We start from the raw sequence: 12,503 nt of genomic DNA on the forward strand, positions 1-12,503 counted from the left end.
CCCGCAACCACCCCAAGCGCAGCACATGCCCAGCCCCCGCGGCAGCCCATGGACACATTCCCCAAATGCCCACTCCCCGGCCCGAACACTGGACATGTCCCCTCCGGAACCCGGCCCGCAACCACCCCAAGCGCAGCACATGCCCAACCCCCGCGGCGGCCCATGGACATATTCCCCAAGTGCCCACTCCGCGGCCCGAACACCGGACATGTCCCCAGACGCCCGGCCCGACCACTGGACATGTCCCGCGGCGAAGCCCACCCTTCTGCGTTCATGTGGTTTTTCATTGACAAACCAACAAGAACAAAGATAAAGTCAAATAATTCCACTTCATGTGACGGGAGTCACCGAGGCGGCCAGGGCGCAATTCCAGCTCAACGCACGGCAAGAACAAGAACCAAGTCAGACGCAGTACGCAATGGAGGGTAAGTGTTCGCCGAAGAACGCCAGCAGCTGATCGTGGGGCTCATCTACGCCAGCGGCCGGGCCAGTGTCACGGACCTGGCCGAGCGCTTCAGCATCACCACCGAAACCATCCGCCGGGACCTCGCCGCCCTGGAAGCCTCCGGAAGCGTGCGCCGGGTGCACGGCGGCGCGGTCTCCCCGGACCGCTTCAGCACCACGGAAGAAAGCATCCTGGAGCGGACCGTCCAGCGGCAGCCCGAGAAGACCCGGATCGCCGAGGCCGCCTTGGCCCTCATTCCCCAGGGCCTCACCGGCAGCATCCTGATCGACGCCGGCTCCACCACGGAGGCCCTCGCCGAACTCCTGTCCGCCCGGGCCGCCGGAGCCGCCGCGCAGGGCACCGTTGCGGCGTCCGGGTCCTACGCCGAACTCGTCGTCATCACCCACTCGCTGCCCATCGCGTCCCGGCTGTCCGGCGGACCCGGGATCGCCCTGCACCTGCTCGGCGGCAAGGTCCGCGGCCTGACCCAGGCCGCCGTCGGCCAGTCCACGGTGGAAGCCGCCCGCCGGATCCGCCCGGACATCGCCTTCATCGGCACCAACGGCATCCATGCAGCCTTCGGGCTGAGCACACCCGATCCTGAAGAAGCCGCTGTCAAGGCTGCCTTCGTCCAATCAGCGCGCCGCATTGTGGTGCTGGCTGACTCCTCCAAGCTGGACGCGGAAACGCTGGTCCAGTTCGCCTCGTTGAAAGATCTGGACACCGTGATCACAGACTCGCAACCCAGCCGGGAACTCGCCGACGCCCTTGCGGAAGCCGGAGTGGAGGTGGTGGTCGCGTGATTGTCACCCTCACCGCCAACCCCAGCCTGGACCGCACCGTGGCGCTGCCCGGCCCCCTCCTCCGCGGGGAAGTTCAGCGGGCCCTCTCCGTCCGCCAGGAATCCGGCGGCAAGGGAGTCAACGTCTCCCGCGCCCTCGTCGCGTCGGGGCTGAAGACAGTCGCCGTTCTCCCCGGCGCCGAGGCCGACCCCGTCCTCACCGGCCTGCGGGAGACCGACGTTCCGTTCGCGGCCCTGCCGATTGGCGAGCCGCTGCGCAGCAACGTGGCCCTCACCGAGCCCGGCGGCGTCACCACCAAGATCAATGAACCCGGACCGGCCCTCAGCGAGGACCAGCAGGAGGCCCTGATCAGCCTGCTGCTGGACCACGCCCGCGGTGCCGCCTGGGTAGTCCTGGCCGGCTCGCTCCCACCCGGGGTCCCGGCCGACTTCTACGCAACCGTCACCCGGCGGCTGCGGTCCATGTTCGACGGCGAGGCCGCACCACGGGTCGCCGTCGATTCATCCGGCGAACCCCTCGCCGCAGCGGTCTCCGGCGACACCTCGGGAAAGCCGGACCTTTTAAAACCCAACGCCGAGGAACTGGTGGAACTGGCTGCCGCAGCCGGTTTCGCCACGAACAAGTCCGCCGAGGAGCTCGAAGCGGACCCGGAGGCTGCAGCAGCTGCCGCCTCCGCCGTCGTGCGATCCGGAGTGGGTGCCGTACTGGCCACCCTCGGCTCCAAGGGTGCCGTTCTTGTGACGGCCGACGGCGCGTGGCTGGCCACGCACCCGCCGGTCACCGCGGTCAGCACTGTCGGCGCCGGCGATTCCTCGCTGGCCGGATACCTGCTCGCATCCAGCCAGGGCGCCGCCCCGGTCGATTGCCTCCGTCAGGCGGTGGCCCATGGTGCCGCCGCCGCTTCCCTGCCTGGCTCCACTGTCCCGGCAGTCAACCAAACCACCCCTGATGCCGTAACCATCACGGCCCTCCGGAAGGATTGACAGTGACACAGCTCATTACTACCGAACTGGTCGAGCTCGACCAGAATCTGGGCAGCTCGCCCGAGGACGTGATCCGGCATCTGGCAGGCAGGGTTGCAGCCACCGGACGCGCCACCGAGGCCGAAGGGCTTTTCGCCGACGCCTTCGCCCGGGAATCCAAGACCGCCACGGGCGTCCCGGGCGGCATCGCGATCCCGCACTGCCGCTCGACGGCGGTCACCGAACCCACGCTGGCGATGGCGCGGCTGTCCCAGCCGGTCGACTTCGGCGCCAAGGACGGGCCCGCTGACATCATCTTCTTCATCGCCGCTCCCGAGGGCGCGGACCAGGACCACTTGAAGCTGCTTTCGAAGCTGGCGCGGTCGCTGATCAAGAAGGACTTCACGGCCAGCCTGCGCGCCGCGACCTCCGAGGCGGAAATTGTCGACCTCGTCGACGCCGCCCTGGCGGACAAGCCGGCCGCCCACACCGCTGCCGAAGCGACCGGCGCCGCATCCGCGGCCGGCGCCTCAGCCGCGGCGGCCGCAACCGGTGAAGGTGCCGGCGCGGCGAAGGCCAAGGGGCCCAAGCGCCTCGTCGCCGTCACCGCGTGCCCCACCGGCATCGCCCACACCTACATGGCCGCCGACTCGCTCGTCGCCGCGGCCAAGGAGGTCGGCGTGGACCTGCAGGTCGAAACGCAGGGATCCTCCGGCGCCAAGGCACTTGACCCCGCCGTGATCGCCGCCGCCGATGCCGTGATCTTTGCAGTGGACGTGGACGTGCGCGGCAAGGAGCGCTTCGCCGGCATGCCGGTGATCAACGCGCCGGTCAAGCGAGGCATCGACGAACCGGACAAGATGGTCGCCGAGGCACTCGCCGCAGCGGACAACCCGCACGCCCACCGCGTGCCCCACTTCGGCGCCGAGGAGCAGGCTGAGATGGCCGCCGAGGAAAAGAGTGAGCACATTGGCACGAAGCTGAAGAAGGCCCTCCTGACCGGTGTCAGCTACATGATCCCGTTCGTGGCTGGCGGCGGTCTGCTGATCGCCCTCGGCTTCCTGCTGGGTGGCTACAACATCACCGCCTTCGCGGACAAGATCCTGGCGGAGAACAGCCTCACGAACTTGCCTACCGTGTACCCGGAGCTGGCCTGGGGCCCGCTGGGCGCCTACCTGGGGGCCGTGCTCTTCAAGATCGGCGCCCTGTCCCTGGGCTTCCTCGTACCCGCGCTGGCCGGCTACATCGCCTACGCCATTGCTGACCGGCCCGGCATCGCCCCGGGCTTCGTTTCCGGCGCCGTTGCCGTCTTCATGGGTGCCGGGTTCCTCGGCGGCATCGTGGGCGGCCTGATCGCCGGCTACGTGGCCCATTCGATCGGCAAGCTTAAAGTGGCCCGCTGGCTGCGCGGCCTGATGCCGGTGGTCGTTATCCCGCTCGTGGCGTCGCTCGCGGCGTCGGGCCTGTTGTTCGTGTTCCTGGGCGCTTACATCGCCCGGGTCACTGTCGGGCTCAACGAGTTCCTGTCGGGCCTCACCGGTGCCAGCGCCATCGCCCTGGGCGTCATCCTGGGCCTGATGATGTGCTTCGACCTCGGCGGTCCCGTCAACAAGGTTGCCTATTCCTTCGCAGTCGCCGGCCTGGGCGCAGCCTCCATCACCAACCAGGCCCCGTGGCAGATCATGGCGGCCGTCATGGCCGCCGGCATGGTCCCGCCGCTGGCCATGGCGTTGGCCGCGACCGTGCTGAACAAGAGGCTCTTCAGCCTTGCGGAACAGGAAAACGGCAAGGCTGCCTGGCTGCTGGGGGCCTCCTTCATCACCGAAGGCGCCATCCCGTTCGCCGCCGCGGACCCGCTCCGCGTCATCCCCGCCAGCATGCTCGGCGGCGCCGTGACCGGTGCCATCTCGATGGCGGCCGGTGTGGGCTCGAAGGCCCCGCACGGCGGAATCTTCGTCTTCTTCGCGATCGATTCGTTCCTGTGGTTCTGCATCGCCATTGCGGCCGGTACCGTTGTCGGCGCCTTCGCCGTGATCGGGCTCAAGCGCTGGGCAGTCAAGAAACCGGTTGATACGGTGGAAACGGTTCCCGTAGCCGCCTGAACCGGGACGATTTTCCAAGCAGATACTCACAGCTGACAAACACCCAAGCTGACTTCAAGGAGCAGAAATGACCGAACGTAACGCCACCATTGCCAGCCGGGTCGGGCTGCACGCCCGTCCGGCCGCCATCTTCGCCGAGGCTGCAGGCGAGTTCGACAACCTCGAGATCACGATTGCCCGGCTGGGCGAGCCCGAGGACGAGGCGATGGACGCCGCCAGCATCCTGTCGCTGATGAGCCTCGGCGCATCGCACGGCGAAGTTGTGGTGTTGCGTGCCGAAGGTGAGGGCGCCGACGCCGCACTTGACCGCCTCGTGCAGATCCTTGAGACGGATCACGACGCCGAATAGCCCCACCTTCCGGCCCCGCGCCGGAACACCGGCAGCTTCAGTTGGCCCGGCCGGCCCCGATCAGGGGCCGGCCGGGCCTTCGCGTTGCCTGCCGCTTCGTTCAGAAGCAACGCGGGGTCATTTACGGCCCATTCCGGTGGGGTACTTGGGCGCTAAGTGACCCCGCGTTGCTCTGGCGGCGGACCGTCGGGGCAACTTTTATAAGCGGCCTTAGCAAATGCTTGTCACGGCCCCGCGGCGCGGCTAGTTTGGAATCCCCCGGCGGCACCGACCGCGGGCCGCCGCCCATGTGGTTCCCGGCCGAAGGAGATGATCGCGCAAGCCATGCCAACGACGAAAGGCAAGCCACAAGGCTCAGAGAGCCCCAGCATCAAGGACCCCGAGCTCTATGAGAAGTTGCTCGAGGACGGCGCCTCCAAGCAAAAAGCCGCCAGGATCTCCAACGCCGCCGCCAAACGGGGCCGTTCCTCGGTCGGCCGCAAGGGCGGCAAAGCCGGAGACTACGAGGACTGGACAGTGCCGCAGCTGAAGGCACGCGCCAAGGAGATCGGCCTCAAAGGCTACTCGGCCAAGAAGAAGAACGAGCTCATCTCCGCCCTGCGGAACTCCTGATTAACGTGCACGACGGCGCCAGCCGGCATCCGGGCTCAGGCACGCTTTCGCGCCGTCTTCGACGCCGTCACTTTAGGCGCCGCTTCAGTCTTGGAAGCCGCCGCAGTCTTGGAGCCGTTCCTGGCTGCCGCCGTCTTGGTGGCCGTGGATTTAGTGCCTGTGGAATCGGCTGCCACCGTCTTGGCGGAGGTCCTCGGGGCGGCCTTCGCAGCAGAACCGGAGCCCCCGGCAGGAGTCTCCGCCGGCCCGCCGCCGCGCTTTTTCTCGATGCTGCGCTTGAGGGCTTCCATCAGGTCGATAACTTCGCCCTCGCCGGCCTCGGCGGGGGCGCCGAAGGTCTCCTCCGTGTCCAGCGACTCCCCCTTGTCCAGCTTGGCCTCAATCAGCTGGCGCAACTGCTCCTGGTAATCGTCCGTGAACTGGTCCGGCTCAAAGTCGGAGGCCATCGAGTCAACCAGGGCCGCGGACATCTCGCGTTCCTGCGCCGAGATCCGGATGGAGGTCTCGAGTGCGGGAAAGCTGGCCTCGCGGACCTCGTCGGCCCACAGCAGCGACTGCAGGACCAGGACCTCGTCGCGAATCCTCAGCGCGCCAAGCCGGGTCTTGTCCCGGAGCGCGAACTGCACAATTGCGACCCGGTCTGTGTCCTCGAGGGCGCGCCGCAGCAGCACATACGCCTTGGGCGACTTGGAGTCGGGTTCAAGGTAGTAGCTCTTTTCAAACATCATCGGATCGAGCTGGTCGACCGGAACGAACTGGACCACTTCGATTTCGTGGCTGTTTTCCGCCGGGATGGACTTGAGCTCGTCGCGGGTCAGGACCACCGTGCGGCCGTCGTCCTCGTAGGCCTTGTCGATGTCCTCGTAGTCGATGATCTTGCTGCAGACCTCGCAACGGCGCTGGTAGCGGATCCGGCCGCCGTCGGCGTTGTGGACCTGGTGGAGGCTGATGTCGTGGTCCTCGGTGGCGCTGTAGACCTTGACCGGCACGTTGACCAGCCCGAACGCTATTGCGCCTTTCCAGATGGCTCTCATGGATCAAGTGAACATCACAGTTGCGCGGAGGTGAAGGGTTTTGCCCAACGGTAAGGAACGCGTCCGCGTGGACGGGCGCGAACTGGTGCTCACCAACCTGGAAAAAATCATGTACCCGGAGACGGGCACCACCAAGGCCGACGTCTTGGCCTACTACGCCGCCGTCGCGCCGGTGCTGATCCCCGCCGCCCGCAACCGGCCGGCCACGCGGAAGCGCTGGGTCCACGGCGTCGGGACCGCAGATGCCCCGGGAGAGATGTTCTTCCAAAAGAACCTGGACCATTCAACGCCCGGCTGGGTGCCCCGTGCCGCCATCACGCACAAGGACCGGACCATCCAATATCCCCTGGTCAATGATCCCGCCACCCTCACCTGGCTGGCCCAGATCGCGGCCCTGGAGATCCACGTGCCGCAGTGGCGGGTTGACTCCCACGGCAACGCCATGCCGCCCGACCGGCTGGTGCTGGACCTGGACCCGGGCGAAGGCGCGGGACTGGCGGAGTGCGTGGAGGTGGCCAGGCTGGCCCGCACCATCCTGCAGGACGTTGGCCTGGACCCCGTACCGGTGACGAGCGGCAGCAAGGGCATCCACCTCTACGCGGCCCTGGACGGGTCCCAGACCTCGGACCGGATTTCCGACTTCGCCCGCGAACTGGCCCGCTCGCTCGAGGCAGACCACCCGGATCTCGCCGTCAGCGACATGAAAAAGACCCTACGCACGGGCAAGGTGCTGGTGGACTGGAGCCAGAACAACGCGGCCAAGACCACGATCGTGCCGTACTCGCTGCGCGGCCAGCTCCGGCCGACGGTGGCCGCCCCGCGGACATGGCGGGAACTCAGCTCCGCGTCGCTGCACCAGCTGGATTTCCAGGAGGTGATGAAGCGCGTCGCAGCCGGCAAGGATCCGTTCGCCCCGGTTTCCGGCGGCCGGCACGGCGCCGGAGCCCCGGCGGCGCACGCGCCGGACCGCCGGGTGGACCACCGGGACGTCCACCTGCCCGGAGGGCGGGCCGAAATCTCTCCCGAGCCGGCCGGCGACGGCGGCGACACCGATCCGCGGCTGGAAAATTACCGCACCAAACGGGACAGGTCGTCCACTCCCGAGCCCTTCACCGCGGACCGTCACCACGCCGGGGACGACGGCGGGACACGGCGGGAGAAGTTCGTCATCCAGGAGCACCACGCCAGCCGGCTCCACTACGACTTCCGGCTGGAACGCGACGGCGTGCTGGTGTCCTGGGCGCTGCCCAAGGGCGTCCCGACCAGCAAAACCAAGAACCACCTCGCGGTCCAGACCGAGGACCACCCGCTGGACTACGCCGACTTCGAGGGTGACATTCCCAAGGGCCAGTACGGCGCCGGGACGGTCAGCATCTGGGACCACGGACACTACGAATGCGAAAAATGGATCGCGGGCAAGGAGGTCATCGCCACCCTGACCGGCGCGGAGGGCGGCGGCCTCGGCGGAGCGCGCAGGTTCGCCCTGATCCACACCGGCCGGGCCGATGACCAGTGGCTGATCCACCTGATGGACCCTGCGGGCCCGCAGGGCCGTCCCGGCCCGCGGCCCCCGGCCGGCACGGCGGACAACCCGGCCGACACAGCGGAGCATACCGAGAAGGACACTGACGAGGCAGCGGACGGCCGCGGCCACCGCGAGGGCGGAGCGGAAACCGCCGCCGGCACCGAACGTGCCCCCGACGCCTCAGGGTTCAGCCCGATGCTGGCCACATCAGGGACCCTGGCGGACCTTCCGGACCTGGACTGGCAGATCGAGCTCAAGTGGGACGGGGTGCGGGCCCTGGTGATCGGCGACGCAACGACAGTCCGGCTCATCAGCCGCAATGGCATCGACATGTCAGTGAGCTACCCCGAGCTGACGGACCGGTCCTCCTGGCCGGAGCAGGGCTTCGTCGCCGACGCCGAGATCATCGCCGTCGGCCGCTCCGGCCGGCCCGACTTCGGGCTGCTGCAGGGCCGCATGAAACTGAGCAGGGCCGCCGACGTCGCCCGGGCGCAGCAGTCGACGCCCGTGCGGCTGATGCTGTTCGATCTGCTCTTCGACGCCGGCGAGGACCTGCGGCGCCAGCCGCTGAGTGAGCGGCGCCGCCGGCTGGAGCAGTTTTTCCGCCCTTCCGCCGCCCCGGTGGAGCTTTCCGGCGTGATCGATGGCGACGTCGCGCACATCCTGGAAAGCGCCGCCGAGCTCGGACTCGAGGGGGTCATGGCCAAGCGCACGGACGGGCGCTACGTCGGCCAGCGCAGCCGGTCCTGGCTCAAGCTCAAGGTTGAACGGACCCAGGAGGTGGTGGTGGGCGGCTGGCGGCCCGGAAAAGGGGGGCGCCGGGAATCCGTGGGCTCGCTGCTGCTGGGGATTCCGGACGGCTCGAAACTACGGTATGTGGGCCGGGTGGGCAGCGGCTTCAGCACCCGTGAACTCAAGGAGCTCAGGCAACAACTCGACGCCCTGCCACGGAAAACCTCCCCGTTCCGGGACGTGCCGGACGCTGACGCGGCAGACGCCAACTGGGTGAGCGCAAAACTCGTCGGCGAGGTCACCTACGGGGAATGGACCGGCAGCGGGAAGCTCCGGCACCCGGTGTGGCGCGGCTGGCGCCTGGATAAGGCGCCAGCCGACGTCGTGGCAGACCCTGCCGCCGGCCCCTAGTCGTGTGGGGCCAGCGGTGATGGGGCTAGTCGTGGTGGGGCAGCTGCGGACGGCTTTGCCGGTGCATGGCGCCGGCGGCCACCTGCTGGCCCTGCCGCCCGCGGGCGGTGTCGCGGTCCTTGGGGTGCCGCTGCTTGCCGCTGCCGTCCGGCCATTGCTGTCCCTGGCCGGGCCCGGGGGGAGCGTGGTGCAGGGCCTCGGGTCCCGGGGCTTCAGCCATGGACTGCGCCAGATGGCTCGCGACCTCGGGCTCGATTTCTTCTCCGAACTGATGATCCGCCATTGATCTTCCTTCCCGCTGTAATTAACCGCTGTGAAATGAAGTGTCCATCAATCGTAGGACTGCCCCGGGGAGATGTCTGTAGCGCCCGCCGTCGGACTTTCCGTCGGCCCGAATCCCGTCGGAAACCCCCGCAATCGAGGGCTGGCGCGGAAAATTTTGGGCGCGGCGCCGCCCGGATGGCCGGTTCCCAGTATCCGCGCGGCGAAAGCGGGCAAAAGAAATTAGTGAATTGCCCCCAATTTGCACGCGAAATGGGCGATCATACGGCACGCAACTCGGAAACTCCAGAGAATTCCCGTAAAATTGAAAGCCTGCCCAGAGCGGGGCAGCTACAAGTCGCAAGCAAATGATCTCCCTAGGAGCTTCCCAAATGCCCACAGACCGAAGCACGACCGACTCTTCAGCAGGCGTCATCGACGCCAGCAGAACCAACCAAGGCGCACCCAAGGGTGTGAAGAAACCGAAGCTACGTCGCCGTCGACTCCGCGAGTCCGACGTCAACGTTGTCGACCAGCCGATGCTCAAGAAGGCACTCGGCGGCACCATCGTGGGTAACACCATGGAGTGGTACGACGTCGGCGTGTTCGGCTACCTGATCACCACCATGGGACCCGTATTCCTGCCGGAGGCGGACAAGTCCGTCCAGACCCTGTTCCTGCTCGGAACCTTCGCCGCCACCTTCATCGCCCGCCCCCTCGGCGGAGTCGTGTTCGGCTGGCTTGGCGACAAGATCGGCCGCCAGAAGGTCCTCGCCGCGACCCTGATGATCATGGCCGCCAGCACCTTCGCCGTCGGGCTCCTGCCCGGCTACGCACAGATCGGCATCTGGGCTGCGGTCCTGCTGGTCCTGTTCAAAGTTATCCAGGGCTTCTCTACCGGCGGTGAATACGCCGGCGCCACGACCTTTGTGAGCGAGTACGCCCCTGACAAGCGCCGCGGATTCTTCGCCAGCTTCCTGGACATGGGCAGCTACCTCGGTTTCGCCCTTGGCGCGGCCCTCGTTTCGGTGCTGCAGCTGACCCTCGGCCAGGACACCATGGAGCAGTGGGGCTGGCGCATCCCGTTCCTCCTTGCCGGCCCGCTCGGCCTGATCGCCGTGTACTTCCGGAGCAAGATCGAGGAATCCCCGCAGTTCCAGGCAACCCTGGATGCCCAGGAGAACCTCGCCAAGGACGCAACCGCCTCGGACACCACAGCCTCCAAGGGCCCGGTGGGCATCGTGAAGGCGTACTGGCGCTCCCTCATCGTCGCGATGATCCTGGTCGCGGCAGCAAACACCGCCGGCTACGCACTGACCTCCTACATGCCGACGTACCTGACGGAGTCCAAGGGCTACGACGAGCTGCACGGCACGCTGCTGACCATCCCCGTGCTGGTCATCATGAGCCTCTGCATCCCGCTGACCGGCAGGCTTTCTGACCGGATCGGCCGCCGCCCCGTACTGTGGATCGGCGCCATCAGCACCGTCGTCCTCGCCACCCCCGCCTTCCTGCTGATCGGCATCGGTGAAATCTGGTCCACGCTGGCCGGCCTTTCCCTGATTGCCTTCCCCGTGACGTTCTACGTGGCCAACCTGGCGTCGGCCCTGCCGGCCCAGTTCCCGACGGCCAGCCGCTACGGCGCCATGGGCATCGCGTACAACTTCTCGGTGGCCATCTTCGGCGGCACCACGCCGTTCATCGTTGCCGCCCTGATCAGCGCAACCGGCAACGACATGATGCCGGCCTACTACCTGATGGCCACCTCGGCGATCGGCGCAGTAGCGATCTACTTCCTCAAGGAATCCGCCCAGATGCCGCTGCCCGGCTCCATGCCGAGCGTGGACACCCAGGCTGAGGCCCGCGAACTGGTCGCGACGCAGGACGAGAACCCGCTGATCGACCTCGAGCACATGGACATGCCCATGGTCGCACCGGCCGTCGATTCCACCGCAGGGCGCGGGGAAGGCGAGAAAGTCCCGGCCACAGCCTAAGCCTGCCGGTCCGCCCGGACCGGCAGCAGCAGTCCAGGCTACGTAGCTGACAGCCCCGCCCTTTGAGGCCTGTTCCGGATGCTTACCCGTCGGGGGACGCATCCGGGCAGGCCTTAGGCGTGTCCGAACCACTATCAGCACCCGGGCCCCGCGAACCCCGCAAACCCCGGGCCCGGGAAAACCACAGGAACCACAGGAATCGGAGAGGCAGTTGTGAAGTCCCTGCTGCACCACATCCGTTCGCTGCACAGCCTGGCCCCGGCCAACAAGGACCACGTGTCGGCTTGGCGGGTGGCGATCAGCGTGGCCGTTCCGTCCCTGGCGCTCCTGGCGGCCGGTCGCCCCGGGCTGGCGGGCTACGCTGTTTTCGGCGCGCTGACCGGCATGTACGGCCGCACCGAGCCTCACCAGCTCCGGCTCCGGCATCAAGGCCAGGCGGCTGTCCTTTTGGTTGCCGGCGTAGGAGTCGGCGTCTTCCTCTCGGCCCACCACATTCATTCGTGGGCCCTGGTGATCATTGAGGCCGCGTTCGCCGGCGTGGGCTCGCTGTTCACGGACAAGACGGCTCTGAAACCCGCCGGTCCCTTCTTCGGGATCCTGGCCCTGGGCGCGTGCGCCTCCGTTCCCGCCGCCGTCCCCTGGCACACGGGCGTTCTCATCGCCGCGGGATCGGCCGCGTTCTCCATCATGGTCGGCTTTGGCGGCTGGTTTGTCGGCCGCACCTGGCAGCGCGGGAGGCGGCGGGACGTCACAGTGCTGCGCGGGGCCGGGCGCCGGGCGGCGTGGCTGCATGCCGCCCGCTACGTCACCGCTGTCGGCGGCGCCGGGACCCTGGGGGTCCTCAGCGGCAGCGGCCACCCGCACTGGGCCATGGCCGCGGCGGCGGTGCCGCTTGCCGGTGCGGACCTGCCCAGCAGCGTGTACCGCGGCGTCCACCGGATCGTCGGGACACTGGGCGGTCTCGTGGTGGTCGCGGCGGTCCTGTTCCCGTGGCCGGGGTCACCGCTGCTGGCCTTCCCCGGGCAGGAGGCCGCCGTCCTGGTCTGCCTCGTGATCGTGTTGCAGTTCAGCACCGAGCTGTTCATGACCCGGCACTACGGTCTTGCCATGGTCTCCTTCACCCCGGTGATCCTGCTGGTCGGACAGCTTGCCGCGCCGGCCGATCCCGCCGTGCTGGTGACCGAACGGGCCGTCGAAACACTCGTGGGCGCCGCCGTCGGGATCGCCGTCGTCGTACTGATCCGCCGACGGCGCCTGGCCGTCCGCTGATGTA

Annotated in this window: 10 protein-coding genes; 8 read left to right on the forward strand and 2 right to left on the reverse strand. The window is 67.9% G+C overall.

Annotated features, from left to right (window positions below; translation table 11 throughout):
- Window positions 1-429 precede the first annotated feature (429 nt).
- From AC1D1A_RS07865 to AC1D1A_RS07885, 5 genes are all read left to right on the forward strand, one after another.
- A complete protein-coding gene (locus AC1D1A_RS07865) occupies window positions 430-1,248 on the forward strand; it encodes a DeoR/GlpR family DNA-binding transcription regulator (protein ID WP_476947472.1) in 819 nt (272 codons plus the stop codon).
- Entirely contained in the window at window positions 1,245-2,231 is a 987-nt protein-coding gene (locus tag AC1D1A_RS07870; protein WP_476873293.1) for a 1-phosphofructokinase family hexose kinase, read from the forward strand. Before AC1D1A_RS07865 ends, AC1D1A_RS07870 begins: the two co-directional genes overlap by 4 nt.
- Before the next feature lie 2 nt (window positions 2,232-2,233).
- A complete protein-coding gene (locus AC1D1A_RS07875) occupies window positions 2,234-4,312 on the forward strand; it encodes a PTS fructose transporter subunit IIABC (RefSeq protein WP_476947473.1) in 2,079 nt (692 codons plus the stop codon).
- A gap of 67 nt (window positions 4,313-4,379) precedes the next feature.
- Window positions 4,380-4,661, forward strand: coding sequence for an HPr family phosphocarrier protein (locus AC1D1A_RS07880; RefSeq protein WP_018774864.1), 282 nt, complete (start codon window positions 4,380-4,382; stop codon window positions 4,659-4,661).
- Window positions 4,662-4,985: 324 nt separating this feature from the next.
- The gene (locus AC1D1A_RS07885) at window positions 4,986-5,273 is read left to right on the forward strand and encodes a DUF7218 family protein (RefSeq protein ID WP_476873295.1); all 288 of its coding nucleotides are present in this window, start codon (window positions 4,986-4,988) and stop codon (window positions 5,271-5,273) included.
- 35 nt (window positions 5,274-5,308) lie between these two features.
- On the opposite strand, the gene ku is transcribed toward AC1D1A_RS07885, so the two are convergent.
- The gene (gene ku, locus AC1D1A_RS07890; RefSeq protein WP_476947474.1) at window positions 5,309-6,307 is read right to left on the reverse strand and encodes a non-homologous end joining protein Ku; all 999 of its coding nucleotides are present in this window, start codon (window positions 6,305-6,307) and stop codon (window positions 5,309-5,311) included.
- A gap of 109 nt (window positions 6,308-6,416) precedes the next feature.
- On the opposite strand from ku, the gene AC1D1A_RS07895 reads away from it, so the two are divergent.
- Window positions 6,417-8,975: an ATP-dependent DNA ligase gene (locus tag AC1D1A_RS07895; protein WP_476947546.1), complete on the forward strand. Its 2,559-nt coding sequence runs from the start codon at window positions 6,417-6,419 to the stop codon at window positions 8,973-8,975.
- A gap of 25 nt (window positions 8,976-9,000) precedes the next feature.
- Here the strand turns inward: AC1D1A_RS07895 and AC1D1A_RS07900 are convergent, their stop codons facing one another.
- Window positions 9,001-9,258 carry a hypothetical protein gene (locus AC1D1A_RS07900; protein ID WP_223914655.1) on the reverse strand — a complete coding sequence of 86 codons (258 nt, stop codon included), beginning with the start codon at window positions 9,256-9,258 and terminating at the stop codon, window positions 9,001-9,003.
- A 370-nt stretch (window positions 9,259-9,628) separates the two neighbouring features.
- On the opposite strand from AC1D1A_RS07900, the gene AC1D1A_RS07905 reads away from it, so the two are divergent.
- Window positions 9,629-11,230, forward strand: a complete 1,602-nt coding sequence (locus tag AC1D1A_RS07905; RefSeq protein WP_476947475.1) for an MFS transporter — start codon at window positions 9,629-9,631, stop codon at window positions 11,228-11,230.
- A gap of 213 nt (window positions 11,231-11,443) precedes the next feature.
- Window positions 11,444-12,499, forward strand: coding sequence for an FUSC family protein (locus AC1D1A_RS07910; RefSeq protein WP_476932311.1), 1,056 nt, complete (start codon window positions 11,444-11,446; stop codon window positions 12,497-12,499).
- Window positions 12,500-12,503: the final 4 nt, after the last annotated feature.

The sequence above is a fragment of the Arthrobacter sp. P1_B9 genome (genome assembly GCF_056406495.1).

Coding starts and splice junctions, on each gene's coding strand:
- AC1D1A_RS07880 (WP_018774864.1), top strand. CDS start 4,380: ATGACCGAACGTAACGCCACCATTGCCAGCCGGGTCGGGCTGCACGCC.
- AC1D1A_RS07885 (WP_476873295.1), top strand. CDS start 4,986: ATGCCAACGACGAAAGGCAAGCCACAAGGCTCAGAGAGCCCCAGCATC.
- ku (WP_476947474.1), bottom strand. CDS start 6,307: ATGAGAGCCATCTGGAAAGGCGCAATAGCGTTCGGGCTGGTCAACGTG.
- AC1D1A_RS07895 (WP_476947546.1), top strand. CDS start 6,417: ATGTACCCGGAGACGGGCACCACCAAGGCCGACGTCTTGGCCTACTAC.
- AC1D1A_RS07900 (WP_223914655.1), bottom strand. CDS start 9,258: ATGGCGGATCATCAGTTCGGAGAAGAAATCGAGCCCGAGGTCGCGAGC.
- AC1D1A_RS07905 (WP_476947475.1), top strand. CDS start 9,629: ATGCCCACAGACCGAAGCACGACCGACTCTTCAGCAGGCGTCATCGAC.